Raw genomic sequence first — 19,112 nt, forward strand, 5'->3', positions numbered from 1 at the left:
ATGCGAACCTTGTGTTAAGGTAATGAGTGTGGATATTGGTTTTTATTAGCACTGACTTTATAAGCCCTTAATCGATAAAGGACTGTAAATCGGCGAGCAAATTATCATAAGCCATGCCTATGATAATTTGGCTAAATTATAACGTAGAATCGCTGGTTAAACGTTTATTTTTGCGTGGATCTTCACGTTTGAATAAATCTTCATCAAATTTGAAGCGTAGTCTAAAATAAGCGCCTTCTTGCGTGCTGTCATCATAAGCGATGTCTTCATCTTCAAAGCCCATAAAGTTGTAGCCGAGTGATAACCACAGGTTAGTCATCGGGCTGTAGCCAACTTCTGCACCAACCAGATAAGCCAAGTCATCCGCTTGTTTATTCCAGTAAGTACCTGCTTGTAGACCAATATCCCAACGCTCGCTAATGTCATATAAGCCGCGTGCATAGACCGCGTGAGCCGTGTTATCGCTTACGATATTGTCAGCATCATATTCTGTATATTTACCCGCATAGCGACCTGATAACGTTAATGGGCGCGTCGGATGATAGTTGCCGCTCCATGACCAGACAATCGCATCTTTTTGATAGGGATCGTTACCGGTAGCGTTATCATCTAAACGGTACTCAAGCTTGGCAAGCATATCGAGCTGATTGCTATCATAATCACGGTAAGCGGCACCAAGCTGGAAACGATTGATAGTGCGATGACCATCGTCATAATCCACTTGCGAGTAGATATCTTTTGCTAATAGAGTAATGTCATCGGTGTAACGATAAGCAATGCCAGCGCTACCGAGTAGGGTATCACTGGTGTCGCCCCAGCGTTTTTCTAGACGCCCTGAAGCTTTGTAGTTTTCTTTGGCTAGGTATTCAACACCGACGCCCGCTGCAGTTGCGGTACTGTCTTCATCACCTTCTAGAGACTCGACACGCTCAAATAGTGTGCTTAAGGTCAGACCTTCTTGCACATACCATTTGTTTTTTAGACCGATAGCGGCTTCTGCTTCGCGGGCACTGATCGCATCACGCATACGGTATTCGCTGTAGACTTTACCGTCTTTCATATAAGTGGCATCGAAGCCTACGACGGTACGCTGACGTTCTTCGGTATCATCTAAACCGTAGCTACCTGATAAGCTATTAATTAAGTCATGACGCGCATATAAGCGACCTAAGTTACCTAGTGGTGTTTCGCCACCGATAGAGGTTGCATTACGCTCGCTATTGTCAATATCTTGCTCATATTCGGCAAATACCAAAGAGTTATTTAGTTTTGGCAAACGCGCTGTCAGACGAGCGCGGGCAGTCGTTCCCTCGATATCTTTGTCAGCGTTACTGACGCCATTGAGTGCTGATTGATTGATAATGTCATCATTGAATATTGTATCATCAGTAATATCTAGCACATCAGTGGCCGCTTGGGTATTACGTGAGGCTGCGGTTGCATCCTGCTTGTAATAGCGCACACCAATCTCACCAACGATATTCTGACTGAGACGCTGCTCAATACTTGCTTCTACACCCTCGCGACTGGCCTCTGTCGTATGATCTTCAGTACGTACGCCTTCAAGTTTAAGCGCTGTCTTTTTATCATTCAGAGTGTGAGTGACTTCTACACCTGATTCCGTACGTCCAGCGGTTAATGGAGAAGCACCAGTGACAAAACCTTCTTCAGCATCGTTGTAATAAGCTTTGGCACGGGTGTTTAATTTATTGTCGTAATCTAATTCTATACGTAGCGCATCACCTTTGGCATCGCGGCCTTCTAAGAGATCCGCATTAATCTGGTTACTTGGTTGAAAGTTTGGATTTTCTGCTTTGTTTTTGGCATATTCTGCGACCAGTTTTAGCTTATCGTTGAACTTGATAACGCTGTTAACACTCGCGAGCTCTTCTTTATTTAGTGGGTCATCACTATTGACATAGCTGCCACCGACAGCGATTTTAGTGGTCAGTTGTTGCTTGGCTGCAATACCGCCCACCCAATATTTTTCGCCGCCTTCATCTACTTCTACGGTAACGCGTAGATAAATAGGGTTGCCTTCCAAATCTTGACTGGCAATTGGCGCTTTTAGGTATAAACTGCGGCTGATAGGGTCGATTTCATAATCAGCGAATCGTGTCAGCGTCTCACGGCGTACGATAAGTCCAGGGTTATTCGCATCGCGAGTAATGACCTCAATGGTTTCGGAATTCTCTAGTACCGCATCGAAGTCGTTAGCCAGTGGATAAGGACCGGAAATGCCAAGCCCACGAGTTTCGTTGACGCGTTGTGATGAGCTGGTTTCAGCGATAAAGGTGGTGATACGGGTGTTGTTGTCTTCGTATTGCGCTTTGGCACCAGTCAACGTACGGTTGTACTGGCCAAGCTCGATACCTTCGTCGTTATCTATTTGAGTCTTGAGATCACCGTACATGGCGAATGAGCGACCTTTATCTACCCGTACGTAGAGCTTGCTAGTAGACTGGGCGTCGAAGCCTTTTGCCGATGAATCGCCATAAACGGGATAGTATTCACCCGGATCGATATCACGGAATAAGCGTTCGCCTTTTTTGTCACTGTCATAGGCAAGGGTTAATAGATAATCACCGCGTACTTTGCCTTTTAGGAACATCGCCGCACGACCAGTGGCTGAATAATCGTCACCGCCAGCAATCTCATTCAATTCTTGCTCAAAAGCCCCTTGAGCATCGGTAATATTACTGCCATCAAAGTCTTTAAGTGAGATAGCCCCTTCGACGATACCGACTGCGATTAGTGGACGTAGCTTAGCAGTGAACTGTAACGGAATCACTTGCTTGCTACTACCAGTGTCAATTACCAGCTCGCCTTTACCCGGTACACTTGGCGCGATAATCGAAACTAAAAGCTCGCCACCATTCACAGTCACTTGAGTGCCTGCTGTATCTTTACTGCCGTCATCAGTACTAATGCGACCAATATTGGTATCAAGCGTAAGCGAAGTAGTACCAATATAGGGACGGTTGTCACGGTCTTTTAGACTAATAACTATCTGATATTCGCTCACGCCATCAGCAGGCACTAGCTGTTCTTGAGTACGATAATTAATAGCTTGCAAGCTATCAGGCGTCGTCACTTTAATGGTTTGTTCAGAGATGACTTTGCCATTCACGTCAGTAGCGACGCCGCGTAGGGTGTTATTACCGCGCTGTAAATCAACGGCATAATAATCAAACGCAGTTACATTCTGCTTTTCTTGCTCAGCAGTTTTACCGATTTTCTCTTCTGATACGGCTGTACCGTTGGCATATAGCGTAAAATTGCTACCCAGTGGCGCTTGTATTTGTACCATTTGCTTATAAGTACTGAGCTGCTGGCCTTCACTTAGATTAATAAAAGCGACGTCATTAGTAGCGACTTCTTTTAGATACTCTTCTAATTCTTTTTCTACTGGGGGTGCTACTGTGGTTATAGCCATCTCGACACGGTTGGCAGCTGGATTGACCATCTCATTAACGATAGCAGAGTCGCAGTTACTACCAAGGTCTAAATCACCATTGATGTTGCAGCCGCTGGCTTCCACATTATCATCGTAGTCGCGGTTGTAGTCGGGCTCTAAGGTCAGCTCCGTTTTTACGGCTTGCTCAAGGGAATCATTCTTAGCGCTCACTGATTTGCTACGAGCAACCAGCTCTGCGTTCAAGCGCTCAGTGCTATCGCCCATACCACCGACAATAGCGAAGTCAGCACGATGCAGCTCACCATACTTTAAGTCAACAAAACGGCTACCGGCATCGCCAGCGTTACGGTTGCTTTGGATAACCATTTCGGTCGCGTTAGGAATAGTCGTGCGATCAACTTTTAATACGTGAGTTTTGGCGCTAACCCCATAAAAGTTATATTTACCTTCGGGATCGGTAACGATAAAGTTACCGTTTTCCATATAAATACGTACGCCTGCAACACCCAGCTCGCCATCACCTTTTTGTTGGATGCCATCACGGTTAATATCGTGGTACACCTTACCGACGATGATACCATCTGTATTCATCACGCCGCGCTCAACCTCGATTTTCCACTGTGCTTCTCTTGATACTAAGCTTTGACCTTGCTTATTATTAGCTACGGCAGTCGCACGGTTGATACCGTCACCACCTAAAGATGAGGCACCGATTAATACGCGATAAGTGATGTTCTTAGTTTCGCCAACCGTCATGTTACCTAAATTTAAAACCTGATATTTACCATCAGCTTTAAACTCAGTAGTTTGCGTTTGACTGATATTAGTATCAGCAGTTTTACCAACACGTACACTACCATCGACATAGTCAAAACCACGTGGTAAGGCGTCTTTTAGTTGTACGTCATAAGCAGTGGATTTACCATCGTTCTTAACACTAATGTTGTAGTTGACATAGTCACCAAGCTCTGCTGTTTTGACATCACTCTCTTTAGTCACTTGTAGACTAGGAGAGGTATCGTTAATGGCAATAGTGGCATTAATATTACGGTCGATAGCGGTTAGGTCTGATGGGTTAGGCTGTTGATCCAGTCCAACAGAAGGTACAACACAAGCATCCAAAGTGGCAGTCAGAGTATCGCCATCTAGGGTCTGGATGATATTGTCATTAATGGCGTTAGCGTTATTTTGTGTAGGGGCTGATAGACGATATTTACCAGTATTATTGCCGGTCTCTATCGCTTTTAGTGAATAGGTATCGGCCGTTATTGGTGCATTGATAGTGACCCATACTTGGTCAGGCTTATCTAGCTGAACATTACATTGCGCGTAGCTGGCTTCGATATAAACGTCCTCACCAATTTGCGAGGTACTTTTACTGCCATCAAAGTTAAAGGCGTTAAAGTCAAGACTTGGGGTAACAATGACTAGGCTATCAGTGGCTGCTGCCATTACTGATTTATCTTCGACGACTACCGCACCGAGTTTGATATCAGCAGTGTCACCGTCATTACCATTAGAGTCAGATAGCGCTTGTAGCGTAAGCTCAATGCTTTCACTTTGACCTAAAGTAATTTGGGTGGTTAGATTCTCATCCAACTTGATTTCTTGATCTTCATTATCGAAAATACCGTTGTTATTCAAGTCTTGATAGACTTTAATATTCGATAAACTGTTGGGTATGACTAGCGTCAAATCGATGGTCTGTTCGCTGTAGCTAATATTTGAAAGTACGTTTACCCAGCTGACGGTTGTGTCTGTCTCCACAGTTTGTGTGGCAGGCTGGGTTAAGTTGATACCATACTTAGGAAAAGCAGACGACTGGACACTTACTTGGTTAGAAGTACTATTTAGATTAAGGTTAGTACCATTATTAACAATATAACTGGCGTTAGCAGTGTTCTCGATAAAGTGTAGCAGAGGGTTAGGTGCTGCTAGAGCAGTATTTGATTGCATAAGAAACATAGCTAACGTCAACGCAGAGACCTTAGCGGTGCGCAATGGCATGTGTTTAGACGATGTCATTAAACGAGCTGTCATATGTCGCTTATCCAATAAAACATAAATGAGTAGCTTAGATTCTCTGAGCCTAAGTAAATTCAGATTAGAGAAGGTCTATAAGTATCTGTAGATAGTTATAGACCTTAATCTAGGTATTGAAATTAGGTCAGTAATTGCAGTTTTAAAAAAAAGCTATAGGGTGCGAGCGGTTTTGATTTTGACTTTAAACTTCATGGTTGCAGTCCCTTGAGGCGCCAACGTAGCAACCGTAGTCGTAATCGCGGTTCCATTGTTAGAAGCCGTATAGGTGCCACCAGCACTGGCAGTCGTTGTTGCACTACCATCTACATAGTCAGCGTCGTCTGAGAATTTAGCCAACTCATCTAAAATCACTACGTCAGTAATATTAAATCCTACTCCTGAAGTAGATGTGTTTTGAGCTTCGATTTGGTAGATAATACATTCACCAGGAGATGCGCCAGTAATATCTGTAGTAACGAATGTTCCTACTGAAGTGCCAGTACAATCAGCATCTATCGCTTGTTTTTTGACTAAAAGTAAGCCGCGGACAGTCGTAGAGTCTGTTACTGTAGCTGATGCAGGGGCGCCTTCATTAGCCGGCTTTAAGGTAACTAGTGTATTTTCTACTGTAGGAGTAGTAGAATTTATTGGTGTGAAGAATGGTGCATTGGTCGATGACACTTTATAGTTAATCGTAACGGTACCAGTAGGTGCTATGCCGTTAGGCAAAGCTGTTTTAATATCATATACGTTTACACCACCTACGAGAGTAGGGGTGATAGCAATCGGCGATCCAGGTGCACCACTTCCAACACCGTCTGCATCATAAGTTATGGTGACAGTATCAAATACGATATTAACTGCATCTGGCGTGTTGCCGTCATTATCTTTGATGGTGAAAGTCAACTCGCCAGCAGTATCGCCCTCAACGTCTTTACCATCGTTAGTAATGACCGTTTGATGGGTAACTTGACCGGCAGTACCTGAAGTAGGAGCGATTTCTCTAGTAGTTACACCAGTTAGAGTTAAAGCGCGTTTGATAGTCAGTAGCGCTACAGTTGAATCATCACCTGCAGAAGCTGGGGCTTCACCATTGACGTTATCCACATCGTCAGTAGGATAGAATGTAGCAACGTTTTCATCATTACTATCTGTACTATCGATAAGGGTATTAGTAGTGGCAGGATTGTTATCCAGATCATCAGTGACTTTGACATGGTTAATAGCAGTGGCAGGGACAAGCGTGCCGGTACCACCTTTTTTTACTTTTAAGAGGATGGTTATACTTTGACCTGCTGGGATATTAACACCAGTAATATTAAAGCCGTTATCACCTGCACTGCTAGTATCGATGTTGCCTTTGGTCGCCTGACCCGTAATGGTAATATTAGTGGCTGTTAGTGCTTCTGAAAGTACTAAGCCCGCTGGCAGATTATCTGTGATAGTAATATCAGTGGCATCAGCACTATATGCAGTATTACCATCGTTATTCACTACGATCCGATAAGTGGCAGTATCATCATCATTATTAAGATCTAAGGCATTATCAATCGTCTTAACGATACTAAAGGTAGGTAGCCTTGTGAATGAGTTATTCGTGTTGGTAAGGCTTGACGTTGGAGCAGCAGAGTTGGCAGCTAAGACTTTACTAGTAGCAGATATTGTTAGATCTTGGGTACTACCTGCTTTATTGCCAGTGGTTTTGGCGTTGATCGTAAACTTAATATACTGTCCCTTTTCTAAGGGAAATTCCTGACCATTAGCTATCGTATAGGGTGCGTTATTTAGAGAACGATTTTCGGTCCCATCCGCGTTATATATAACGTAGGAGACGGTAGAGTTGGCTGAATCATATTTTGGGTCATTCCCCGTCAGATTTATAGTATAAGTATCGGTACGGTTACCAGTGTTGGTCAAAGTATGCTTAAACAGTGCAAACCCATTGGGAGCCACTGCTTCTTTAGTATTTACGTCATCGCCTTTCTTACCACCCGCAGCGGTATCGTCATTTTCAGCAACCAATGAAAATGATACCTGCTCTGATACGGTGATTTTGACTTCATTGGATTCAACGACAGGCTGAGTCTGACCGCTGACATTATAGCTAGCGCTTGCTTTGTTGGTTATTTCTACGCCTGTTGTTGTTGAGCCACTTTTGGCTGCGTTAGCAGTGGTACTGATACCCAGTACAGCAGCGATACCTACTGCCAATAAGCTATAATTAAAAGTGTTTGATCTCATGTATAACTCCGAAGTGAAAAAATATAGAGGTTAGGATTCAAGAATTGTAATTAGCATGCTTTAATCAGTTATCGTGTTAGTTAACGATTGTATTAAGAGCTACAGCTGCAGATTTATTTGCTGGTAATAGCTTTATATCCCAACGTAACGTGCGGTACTCAGATAAAGGGATTTTTACTAGCTTGTCATCAACCTTGCGCATCAAAGGCATGTCAGCATAGTTCTTACCATCGGTACTGGCTTGTGCACTAGCAGGAAACGCTTCACCAGTGAAAGCCATATTTGCTGGAATAGGTAGGGTCACGGCTAAGTCATTGATGTCTTTATTGACAGCATTGGTATACGTGGCTTTGTACTGAATGACAGTACCTGCTGGAGCAGTGCTGGCTGGTACATAACTGATCTTGCCTTCAGCATTTTTAATGACTTTGTTGGCAGTCAGCTCCATTTTTAGAGCGTTATCAGCATGAGCAGTACTTAGTAAACCTAAAGAGATTGTGGTAATAAATAGGGTGGCACGTAGAGAATTGAAGAATTTCATTTTATGTCCTTTCTATAATCATTATTATCAGTGTGCGATTAATTTCACTAAGAACAGCCCATTTGCTTGCTGTCAGTTATGAATCGATGTTACTGATAGAGGTCTAAAGCTGTCTTTATTATATTTTTACAATTAATAGACAAAGAATCACCATAAAAACGACAAATGGTATTCTGGGGTTGCCAAACGGTAAAAGCCCTATCTGAGGAGATAGGGCTTTATGTGTTAAGAGATTGGTTTCATTAACCTATTAAAATTACAAGAGAAATTAGCTACTGAGCATTCACAGTACTACCGTACTTGGTGTTGAAATAAAAATCGCGTTTGGTTTTTGGCGCCAAAGTAAAAGTCTTGGTCTTTACTGTACCGTTTTGACCAATAGCGACACTGTCAGAAGCGTAGTCAGCCGACGCAGATGATGGATTGGTAAGCACAGATGTCACGATGGCATTACTTACCCCTTTTTGTTGTAGCACATCTTTCATGACGAAATTATCGATATTAATATTGGCGCGGTTGGTAGCAGTAATCCTGTAAGCAATACATTTCCCTGGGTCAATATTATCAATACTTTCGGTGCTAAAGCCTATTCTAGGGTCATTATTGTTTGAAGTATTAATAGCAGGGTCGGTATAATTGAGGGTAGAAGGGCAATTGTTTATATATTGAGCTTTTTTTAGGACTAATGCGGTGTTTTCTTTAATGACATTACCAAAATCAAGGTTAAGCGTATTACTGTTTATTTTTACGCCAGTTTGATAGGTTAATACACTAGGAACAAAGCTGAATTTTCGGATGTTGGACGTGGTATCGACACTATATAGCCAGTTGTTTGGTTCTAGCTCTTCTATACATAAGTCGGTCTTACCTGCTAAATCTTTTGCCGTTACTGAAAAGCTATACTTCCCTAAGCTTGTTGTATTAACAGTAGCAATAATAGGGTTGGCGCTAGGGTTATTACTGCAATCGCTTAAGCGTACTTTTACAATATTCATCCCATCTATGCCCGCTTCATTAGTATCAAAAATACCATTAAAAAAATTGGGGTTGTTATAAGGACTTCCTATTAGCTGAGGATCAGGACTGGTAATACCACCATTGTCATTAAACACAGTACCCGAGAAGGTGTAAGCTTTGGGTGTATTGGTAATCGTACAAGTGATCTCATCACCATAAGTAGCATTAGATAAAGTGAATGAACGTGTTTTATCAGTTGAGTTGTAAGTCATAGCTGTAGTAGGCATAACAGTAGTACTACCTGTCGTAGCATTATTACAAGTATAGGTGGCATCATAATTGGCAATATCGCCAATTATCGTTCCATTCATCACTCGTTCAGTAATAGTATAGCTTGTGTTTTCAGCTATGCTTACGGCATTTCGATTATCGTTGTTAGTGACGGCTGAACCTGAGCCTGTCGTAGTGACCGCATTGACAACATTTGTTCCCCTGTTGATACTAAGCTCAAACTGATCTTTGTTAGTATTAGTATCATTGATACGTACACCGTTAAGGGCTTTTTTTACAATAATTTTGGGCGGTGCAAGACAGAAGTAGAAGTCAGAGTAGCCAGTTGCATGGCTTCCGCTAGTTTCACTCTTAGCATTATTATGTAGTAGTGTGACAACACTGTTTGCGGGTTTATATCCCCATGCAGCATCTATAGTACATTGACCAGCATTGCAATTCTCACCTTCTTTAGCGGTTACGATGTTTCTCTGCGCGTTAATATTGTGAAAAATATTATTAAAGGTTAATTGACCATTAGTAGCTGAAACATCCACTTGCTCAATATAAGGAGTCCTATCTCCATATATTGGATATCTGATACCAAAAAAACTACCGTACCCAATAATTGTATTAACCATTGTTGAGTCTAAATCTTGTATTTTATAGCCGATCTTACTGACGGGTCGATTAACACTAAGATCTAAAGAGTGATCCGTCTGCACCCGTGTAGAATTGTGTACTAAGTTAATAGCATCAGAAGTAACGCCATTATTGGAACCATAAAATGGGACTGTACCATCACTATTATTGGCATCTATCAAAATGGGAAAGGCAATGGTAAAAATTTTGTTGTCTGCAAAAGTAAAAATCTTACTGGTGTTGCCAGCTGTCCAGCTCAAGGGTAGTGCTACTACGGATTGAGCAGAAGTAGAGGTAGGAGGATTAGACCCTAAGTAATACATCTTGTGGTTCGCTGGGCAACTAGCTAATTCAGAAGTTGGAGAGGACTCAAAAGGATTAGGATCTGCCGCAAGGCCTTTATGGCTAATCAATAGCAAACTCATAATAGTCAAAAGCGCCAGCACTCTATATATATATTTACTGAATAATTGCAAGTTTATTGGATTTGAAGTGAACTGGACTTTATGCATATCTTGTTCCTATAAGCTAAAACTTGCTATAAACATTTATTTAAGTACCAGCTGTATTACTCACCAAAATGATATATACATTACGTAAATTTACATAATAAGCAATAATTAAGTAAAAACCATATAAAGCTGATGAATGGCAGTTTTATCATGACCAGTTACAGCGATAATTTATAAAAAACAACTTATAAGCTAGGTATTAACTGAAAATTTTTCCAAAAAAATAATCACTATTTATTTAAGAAATACTTGTCATGTTGCCATTTTCTTATCGCTATAAACAATCACTCAATAAGCGCCTATAATATAGAGTAATTATCATTTGATAACCGAACGTAGAACGCGAGTTTTCCTTTCATTTTACTGTACTTCTTTTCCCTCAATATGCTAAAGGGTAGTTACGTCATATTGTCACCTGAGCCTTATATGGCTGCACTAAGAGTAGGGCGGCTGAGCGTATCTTGTCACAAGTAATAAGAAAGTCATTAAACAAACTATTCGCGTATTACTATATTGAATAACACGTCGATTTAACAATACCCTGCCATGGTGCAGGGCTGACTGATAAAAAAGGATGAATAAAGATGAATTATTACAAGGATGCTGATAGCACCGAAACCCAAGAGTGGCTGGACGCCTTTGAGTCTGTTATCAAACACGCAGACAAGGATCGTGCGCAATTTTTGCTAAAAGCCTTATACAATATGGGGGTACAAGAAGGACTGCCGTTCAATCGACTGGATACGGCTTATATTAATAGTATTGCCGTCGAAGACGAGCCAATGTATCCAGGCGATCTAGGCATGGAGCGTAAGATACGTGCCTTGATTCGCTACAATGCTTTGGCAATGGTCATGCGCGCTAATAAGAATGACGACGACTTGGGTGGTCACTTAGCGACATTTGCCTCTAGTGCCACGCTATATGAGACTGGCTTTAACCATTTTTTTCGGGCAGCAAGCGATCACTTCGGTGGTGATATGATCTACTATCAAGGTCACTCTGCACCCGGTATCTATGCTCGCTCATTTTTAGAAGGTCGCTTGACAGAGGATCAGCTTGAGAACTTCCGTCGTGAAGTCGGTGGCAAAGGTTTATCAAGCTATCCGCATCCTTATTTGATGCCAGACTATTGGCAGTTCCCTACGGTATCAATGGGACTTGGCCCTATCATGTCGATCTACCATGCGCACGTGCATAACTATCTGATCAATCGCGGCTTGCTCGAAGATGAAGGTCGTAAGATTTGGACTTTCTTGGGTGATGGCGAGACAGATGAGCCAGAAAGCTTAGGGGCTATTTCTCTAGCGGGCCGCGAAAAGCTGGATAACCTAATTTGGGTGGTCAACTGTAACTTACAGCGTCTTGATGGACCAGTCCGTGGTAATGGTAAGATTATTCAAGAGTTAGAATCTGTGTTCCGCGGTGCTGGCTGGCGAGTTATTAAAGTTGTTTGGGGTGGCAACTGGGATACCTTGTTAGCCAATGATGACTCTGGCGCGCTCAAATACCGCATGGAAGAAGTCGTTGATGGTGAGTATCAGTTATATGAAGCTCGTGATCCTGAATTTGTGCGTACAGAGTTTTTTGGTAAATACCCTGAGCTAGCAGAAGTCGGCAAAGCGTTGTCTGATGATGATATCGCACGCCTAAACCGTGGTGGGCATGACCCAGTGAAGGTCTACGCCGCCTTTAGTGAAGCGATGAAAACCAAAGGTCAGCCAACCGTAATTTTAGCCAAAACTGTAAAAGGCTATGGCTTATCAGATCAAGCACAAGCGGTCAACAAATCGCATCAGATCAAAAAGCTGGATCAAGATGGCTTGATGTATTTTCGTGACCGCTTTGATTTGCCGTTTACGGATGAGCAGTTAGAGACGCTACCGTTTTATCGTCCAGAAGAAAACTCAGCAGAGATGAAATATCTAAAAGGACGCCGCGAAGCCTTGGGCGGTCATTTACCCAATCGCCGCAGTGGGCATATCCCCTTAAATATCCCTGAGTTGTCCATTTTTGACCGCGTATTAAAAGGTAGTAATGGCAAAGAGCAATCGACGACGATGGTGTTCGTACGCCTGCTGGCAGCCATGCTAAAAAACAAAGACATCCAAGATCGAGTAGTACCCATTGTCCCTGACGAAGCACGTACTTTTGGTCTAGAAGGTATGTTCCGTCAGTTGGGTATTTATTCTGCTATCGGTCAAACCTATACGCCAGAAGATAGCGAAGCATTGATGGGCTATAAAGAAGCCAAAGACGGTCACATGCTAGAAGAAGGCATCAACGAAGCTGGGGCGATGAGTGCTTGGATTGCGCTCGCGACCAGTTATTCGATCAACGCCTTACCGATGATTCCGCTATATATCTATTATTCTATGTTTGGTTTCCAACGTGTGGGCGATTTGGCTTGGGCGGCAGGGGATTGCCAAGCACAAGGCTTCTTGTTGGGTGCGACCGCTGGTCGTACGACACTGAATGGCGAAGGCTTGCAGCATCAAGACGGTCATTCGCAGATATTGTTCAACGTCGTACCAAACTGCGTCAGCTATGACCCCTGCTTTGGTTATGAGCTGGCCGTTATCATGCATGATGGCTTGCGCCGCATGTACGCAGAAGGCGAGCGCGTCTATTATTACTTGACGCTTATGAACGAAAACTATGAGCAGCCTGCCATGCCAGAAGGGGTGGAAGAAGGTATCAAACGCGGTATGTATTTGCTAGAAGACAATGGCTCAAGTCAGGTTCAGCTCTTGGGTTCGGGCGTTATCTTACGTGAAGTGCAAAAAGCAGCACAGATTCTAAAAGATGAGTTTAATATCACCTCCAACGTCTGGAGTGTGACCAGCTTTAACGAGCTAACTCGTGATGGTATGGCTTGTGATGATTATAATCGCTTGCATCCAATGGATGAAGAAAAGGTGCCTTGGGTCACTGAGCAATTGGCCCAGCACGAAGGTATCGTAGTGGCAGCGACGGACTATATGCGTAACTATTCGGAGCAGATTCGTGGTTGGTTACCTGACAGTCGTCCTTATACCACGCTAGGAACAGATGGTTATGGTCGTTCAGACTCACGTGAGAAATTGCGCAGCTTCTTTAACGTCGATGCCGCTCACATTGTGGTAGCGACGCTAAAACGCTTGGCTGATGAAGGTGAAGTCGAAATGCGCTTGGTCAAAGATGCCATTTCTAGCTTCGGTATCGATGTAGATCATCCACCTGCATGGCAGCAACAGCCTCATTATGATCATTTCCCAGATGCGCCAGCGCCTGATAATGTCAACCCGCATCCTGTTCCTGAGTTCGTTGGGGAAGAGGATGACGAAATCAGTAGTGAAGGCCGTTCTGAAGATCAAGCCGATGCGACTTTACTCAATGATGGTGATGTCAAAGAATAATAACCATAAGACAAGGAGATAAATCATGGACATTAAAGCCCCCGATTTGGGTGTTGATAGCGCCGAAGTCAGCGAAATTATGGTAGAAGTTGGCGACGTCATCGAAAAAGACGACAACATTATTTTATTAGAATCTGACAAAGCCTCAGTCGAAGTACCTAGCTCTGCCGCTGGTACAGTCACTAAAATCAGCGTTGCAGTTGGCGATCAAGTCAGTGAAGGCATGGTACTGATTGAGTTAGATAGTGATACTGGCACTGATAGTGAAGACAGCGGTAATGAGAGCAATGATGCTGAGGCAGACGATCAGCAAGCTCCTGAAAATAATGCGGCAAGTGCGGATAGTGTAGATGCCGAAAACGACGATAAAGAAAAAGCACAGGAAGACGAGCAAGCATCTTCTGTCTCCGATAGCGCTGCTGACTCTGCGCCAAGCTCAGGGAAAGCGACCACTCATGCACTGCCTGATTTAGGTGTGGATGAAGCGCAAGTTTCTGAGATCATGGTGAGTGTCGGTGACATGGTTAGCGCTGACCAATCTATTTTGCTGATTGAGTCTGATAAGGCATCGGTTGAAGTACCGGCACCAGAAGCAGGGAAAATTGAGAAAATACTGGTCGAAGCTGGTGATATGGTTGCCAATGGTCAAGATTTTATCGTCATTAGTAGTAGTGGCTCAGAGGCGGATAGTGCCAATAAATCAGCAAATGAATCAAAAACCGACAAACAAACCAGCTCAAATGACCAAAAGCAGGCGGCGGCTGAGCCAAAGCAAGCATCTGTAAAAGAGACGTCAACCAGTACACCGACTCAATCAGCGGACAACAAGCTGACTGAAACTCAGGTGAATGAGAAGTTGGTCGATGTTTATGCTGGTCCTGCCGTGCGTAAGTTGGCAAGGCAGCTAGGTGTAGATATCAGTCAAGTGACGGGTTCTGCAATCAATGAACGTATCTTAAAAGAAGACTTATTTGCCCATGTGAAGCAAAGCCTGACCAATAAGCAAGCTGCACCTGCTAGTAGTGGCACTGCGTCCAGAGCAAGCCTACCAAGCTTACCTGATATGAGTAATGCAGAAATCTGGGGCGAGACAGAAGTGCAGGATCTGAGCCGTCTACAAAAAGTCTCGATACCGCAGCTCAATTACAATACCTATCTACCACAAGTGACGCAGTTTGACTTGTCCGATATCACTGAGACAGAAAAGCTACGCGGTGAGCTAAAAGGCGGTATGAAGGCGGAAGGTATCGGCTTCACTATCTTGGCATTTGTGGTAAAAGCAACCGCCTATGCCTTGACCCAGCATCCTCGCTTCAATAGTCACTTAAGCGATGACAATAGCCAAATTATCCTGCGTAAAAGTGTGAATATGGGCATTGCGGTAGCGACTGATGATGGCTTAATCGTTCCCGTTATTAAAAATGTGCAAGACAAAGGTCTGAAGCAAATCGCGATTGAAATTGGCGAGCTGGCAGTCAAAGCCCGTGATAAAAAACTGAGCACCAAAGATTTACAAGGCGCAAGCTTTACCATATCAAGCCAAGGTAATTTAGGTGGGACGGCATTTACACCATTGGTAAATTGGCCACAAGTAGGTATCTTGGGTGTGTCTGAAGCCAGTATGCAGCCACGTTGGAATGAGAGTAGCCAGAGCTTTGAGCCACGCCTCATGCTGCCATTATCTTTATCTTATGATCACCGCGTGATTAATGGTGCAGATGCAGCAGTATTCACCCGATATATTGCGACCTTGCTTGCTGATCCACGCCGTATTTTACTGTAGAGATTTTTGGTTTTTAACCTGTATAAACAATAAAAAGACTGTCTACGGATGGTCTTTTTTTGTGCTTAAATTTTAAGCATAAAAAAACCAGCGATTAATCTGGCTTTTTTATTGGCGATATTTTGACTATAAATTAAAACTGTTTAATGAAAGCGACGCCATATACCCAAGGGCTGATGTCGACCTCGCCAAGCTCAACAGTATTACCATTAGACTCAACACTTGCGTCTGTTTTGATGTCCATATAACGAGCATCAATACGGAAGTATTCAGTTGGGGCAAACGGGATATCAAGACCAATATGGCCTGCAATGCCCACGCTGTCATCAAGCTTCAAGTTCTCAAAAGCGTCGCTATAGATTTTTTCTTTGAAAAAAGTCGTATAGTTCACACCAACACCAACGAACGGCTTGACGTTCATTGGCATGTTATAGCCATCAAAGTGGTATTGTATAGATAAAGTAGGTGGGAGATGCTGAGTTTTTGCATCAATTTTATTGCCATCAGCATCGGTTAGAGTGATGTCGTGATGGAATGGAATCGCCGCTAGCAGTTCGACACCGACGTTATCAGCAAAGAAGTACTCACCGCTGATAGTTGGACGGATATCATCATCAACTTCTACAGAAAGTGTACCATCTGCAAGTGTGCCGTTATTGCTTTTAGGGTCGACCATATGAGCGCCAGCAGCCACAGACCATGTGCCCGCAGGTACGGCAAAAGCAGTGGTCATGGCTAAAAAAGTTGTAGCAGCTAAAACTAGGGATTGTAGTTTCATCGTTTGATTCCTCAACGCAATAATAGGTTATCGATAAGCATTTAATGAGGGATGGCATTAAGTGCTGATACACAATGTTATCATTATAGATTGCCTTGTAACATTGTAACGCTATTGTAGCATTAAAACCATTTTAACAGTAAGGTTTTTAACTAAAAAACCCTTAATAATTTTAAGGGAATGAAAGGTTATGGTGTAAATGACAGGTTCATCAAAACATATTTGTTAAACAGTTCTCGTTACTGTAAGTTAGTAGTCAGTTTTATACGGCTGGTATAAATTAATATAAAGGGACAATTAACGACGACGGATAGGGTGTATTATGCTGGGCTACTGTAGTAACTCGCCGCTGCGCTGCGGACAAGCACGTTCAATGACTTTATTAAACCAAGTGGATTCTTGTTGCCCAGAATGCGGTGTTTTTTTATTGCCTGCTCAAAATCTCAGTCGTCAATTACGTGCCGATGAGCGATTTTTACAATACACCTTTCTTACGACGGGGTTAATGTTGCTGGCTTGCGTCTACATTTATTACGTAAATTTTGTATAATGATACTGCTTTTCATTATGTCATTTAGCGCGATAATCAGGCTTTAATACTTTTATTTCATTATCATAAGATCGGTGTTACACCGTATAGGGACCGCATGCAATTCCAACATATACGGCGCTTGCGTACTTTCGTTTATAACATTTTGCAAAATGATGAGCATGACACGCTTTTTAGCCGCTACGTCGATTATTTTCTGATATTTCTAATCATGACCAACGTGGCAGCCGTGATTGCGGAGTCTGTAGACAGTTGGTACTACCCTTATCAAGATTATTTTACATGGTTTGAAAACTTCTCCATCGTAGTGTTCTCTATTGAGTATCTGCTACGTTTGTGGAGTGTTGCCGAAGCGAAGCCCGATCACACCACTTGGCGTCAGCGTTGGCAATGGCTAAAAAGCCCCTCGGCATTGATTGATTTGGTTGCTATTGTGCCGGCGTTCTTGAACTTCTTTGTCACAATTGATTTACGCTTCTTACGTATTTTGCGCCTCTTCCGTATTCTTAAACTAACGCGTTATTTTGCGTCGATGCGTATTTTATTGGTGGTAATCAGTAAAGAGAAAGGCTCATTTCAAGCCGTTATTTTTATTCTAATCATCATGATTGTGACCGCTTCTAGTGGTATTTATCTGGTGGAGAACCATGCCCAGCCAGAAGAGTTTGAGTCTATCCCTAAAGCCATGTGGTGGGCGGTAGTGACGCTGACGACAGTGGGTTATGGTGATGTGACACCTATTACCAATGCCGGTAAAATATTGGGCGCGATCATTACGATACTGGGTGTCGGTCTGGCCGCATTGCCTGCAGGTATTCTAGCCACGGGTTTGGCAAATGAGCTGAACCAGCGCCGTGAAGAGCTAGAGCAGCACTTTCGTGAGCAACTGGTCGATAGCGATTTTGATTTGATACAGAACCAGATGATGGTAGAGAAAATACGTCGTGAGCTTGGGCTAGATAAGGAGCAGGCGCAAAACATCGTACTACAGGTATTGCGCGAAAAAGAACTGGAACGCCGTGAAAATGAAGTCGATGAGCGGCAAAAGAATTTTTGTCCGCATTGCGGTGAGGCTTTGTAAGTAATATAGTTAGGATATCTTAAAAATGTGACGGTATTGCTGATATCAATTTTTTGTAGCCTCTGTCTGCTCAGGCATAGCAAGTAAGAAAAATGGATATCAGCAGTGCGTGATATATTGATATTACTTTTCACTCACTATATTCGTAGTAATTATTTTGAATTTGCAAAAATCAGAGTTTACAAAAAGGGTGCAACGTTTAGAGAACGTCGCACCCTTTTTTATCACATGAGATTGTGTCCATTATACCTGATTTGATGTTACACGCCTTGTGGAATAGGCAGCGCACGTGCCAATTCATGAGCGACTTGCTGCGCTGCTGTGGCTAAGTCTTCGGCGGCAAGCGGTAGGTTTTGCAATGTCAGATGCCAATCATCTACTTCTCGGCGCAAATGGGCGACCCAAAGCGTAGAGCAATCTCGCGGCAGTTGCTTTAGATTAACCTCAAAACAGCGGTTGCCTTCATCATCACTTAAATGAATCTCACCTTTTTTGACTCGAAAAAAAGCATGACCGTGGTAAGAGTTAGCAAGCAAGGCAATATGGGTGATATGTGCTGGAATCTTGTCCAAGTAGAGTCTGATTTGCTCTTGGTCAAGTGGGGCTAGGTACATTGCTTGGTCGCCACGGTCTTTGCCGTTCAGACTGTCCCCTTGATGGCGTACTGATTCGGCCTTATCGCGTAGCTGTTTGAACCAGACGATATCGCTAATAGTACAGTTATCGTCATACAAGGCGCACGCTAAGTCGATATCAATCGCCCCTTCATTCTTTTTAAAACGCTTCAACATACCTTTGGGTTCAGTCTTGGTAAACTCGTAGTTGAGCGCAAAAAATAACGTGCCCGCATCCAAACCTAATCCTTTTAAACTGTCTGATAGTAGTGGTGACGGGGCAGTGGTCGACATAATATTCCTTG

Annotated in this window: 9 protein-coding genes; 3 read left to right on the top strand and 6 right to left on the bottom strand. The window is 43.1% G+C overall.

The annotated features are described in order from the left end of the window. Positions 1-136: 136 nt before the first annotated feature. From AAEY80_RS07770 to AAEY80_RS07785, 4 genes are all read right to left on the bottom strand, one after another. On the bottom strand, positions 137-5,458 hold the full coding sequence (locus tag AAEY80_RS07770) for a hypothetical protein (RefSeq protein WP_350588147.1): 5,322 nt from the start codon (positions 5,456-5,458) through the stop codon (positions 137-139). Between the two features lie 153 nt (positions 5,459-5,611). Next, the gene (locus AAEY80_RS07775; RefSeq protein WP_025651782.1) at positions 5,612-7,681 is read right to left on the bottom strand and encodes a hypothetical protein; all 2,070 of its coding nucleotides are present in this window, start codon (positions 7,679-7,681) and stop codon (positions 5,612-5,614) included. Positions 7,682-7,757: 76 nt separating this feature from the next. After that, a complete protein-coding gene (locus AAEY80_RS07780) occupies positions 7,758-8,222 on the bottom strand; it encodes a hypothetical protein (RefSeq protein WP_350588148.1) in 465 nt (154 codons plus the stop codon). 272 nt (positions 8,223-8,494) lie between these two features. Next, positions 8,495-10,603 carry a hypothetical protein gene (locus tag AAEY80_RS07785; protein WP_025651784.1) on the bottom strand — a complete coding sequence of 703 codons (2,109 nt, stop codon included), beginning with the start codon at positions 10,601-10,603 and terminating at the stop codon, positions 8,495-8,497. A 584-nt stretch (positions 10,604-11,187) separates the two neighbouring features. Here AAEY80_RS07785 and aceE point away from each other — a divergent pair. Then, positions 11,188-14,001: a pyruvate dehydrogenase (acetyl-transferring), homodimeric type gene (gene aceE, locus AAEY80_RS07790; protein ID WP_350588149.1), complete on the top strand. Its 2,814-nt coding sequence runs from the start codon at positions 11,188-11,190 to the stop codon at positions 13,999-14,001. Between the two features lie 25 nt (positions 14,002-14,026). Next, a complete protein-coding gene (locus AAEY80_RS07795; protein ID WP_101211440.1) occupies positions 14,027-15,784 on the top strand; it encodes a 2-oxo acid dehydrogenase subunit E2 in 1,758 nt (585 codons plus the stop codon). A gap of 133 nt (positions 15,785-15,917) precedes the next feature. Here the strand turns inward: AAEY80_RS07795 and AAEY80_RS07800 are convergent, their stop codons facing one another. After that, on the bottom strand, positions 15,918-16,562 hold the full coding sequence (locus tag AAEY80_RS07800; RefSeq protein WP_101211439.1) for an OmpW/AlkL family protein: 645 nt from the start codon (positions 16,560-16,562) through the stop codon (positions 15,918-15,920). Between the two features lie 647 nt (positions 16,563-17,209). Here AAEY80_RS07800 and AAEY80_RS07805 point away from each other — a divergent pair. Continuing rightward, positions 17,210-18,193, top strand: a complete 984-nt coding sequence (locus AAEY80_RS07805) for an ion transporter (RefSeq protein WP_025651788.1) — start codon at positions 17,210-17,212, stop codon at positions 18,191-18,193. Between the two features lie 260 nt (positions 18,194-18,453). Here AAEY80_RS07805 and AAEY80_RS07810 read toward each other — a convergent pair whose 3' ends face one another. Next, positions 18,454-19,101, bottom strand: a complete 648-nt coding sequence (locus tag AAEY80_RS07810; RefSeq protein ID WP_025651789.1) for a TerD family protein — start codon at positions 19,099-19,101, stop codon at positions 18,454-18,456. Between the last annotated feature and the right edge of the window lie 11 nt (positions 19,102-19,112).

This window comes from Psychrobacter sp. 78a-MNA-CIBAN-0178, from assembly GCF_040309625.1.
GTDB classification, from domain to species: Bacteria; Pseudomonadota; Gammaproteobacteria; order Pseudomonadales; family Moraxellaceae; genus Psychrobacter; species Psychrobacter okhotskensis.

What these genes read in the sequence shown, in the direction of transcription:
- aceE (WP_350588149.1), top strand. Translation starts at nt 11,188, where the DNA reads ATGAATTATTACAAGGATGCTGATAGCACCGAAACCCAAGAGTGGCTG.
- AAEY80_RS07780 (WP_350588148.1), bottom strand. Translation starts at nt 8,222, where the DNA reads ATGAAATTCTTCAATTCTCTACGTGCCACCCTATTTATTACCACAATC.
- AAEY80_RS07770 (WP_350588147.1), bottom strand. Translation starts at nt 5,458, where the DNA reads ATGACAGCTCGTTTAATGACATCGTCTAAACACATGCCATTGCGCACC.
- AAEY80_RS07810 (WP_025651789.1), bottom strand. Translation starts at nt 19,101, where the DNA reads ATGTCGACCACTGCCCCGTCACCACTACTATCAGACAGTTTAAAAGGA.
- AAEY80_RS07795 (WP_101211440.1), top strand. Translation starts at nt 14,027, where the DNA reads ATGGACATTAAAGCCCCCGATTTGGGTGTTGATAGCGCCGAAGTCAGC.
- AAEY80_RS07805 (WP_025651788.1), top strand. Translation starts at nt 17,210, where the DNA reads ATGCAATTCCAACATATACGGCGCTTGCGTACTTTCGTTTATAACATT.
- AAEY80_RS07785 (WP_025651784.1), bottom strand. Translation starts at nt 10,603, where the DNA reads ATGCATAAAGTCCAGTTCACTTCAAATCCAATAAACTTGCAATTATTC.
- AAEY80_RS07775 (WP_025651782.1), bottom strand. Translation starts at nt 7,681, where the DNA reads ATGAGATCAAACACTTTTAATTATAGCTTATTGGCAGTAGGTATCGCT.
- AAEY80_RS07800 (WP_101211439.1), bottom strand. Translation starts at nt 16,562, where the DNA reads ATGAAACTACAATCCCTAGTTTTAGCTGCTACAACTTTTTTAGCCATG.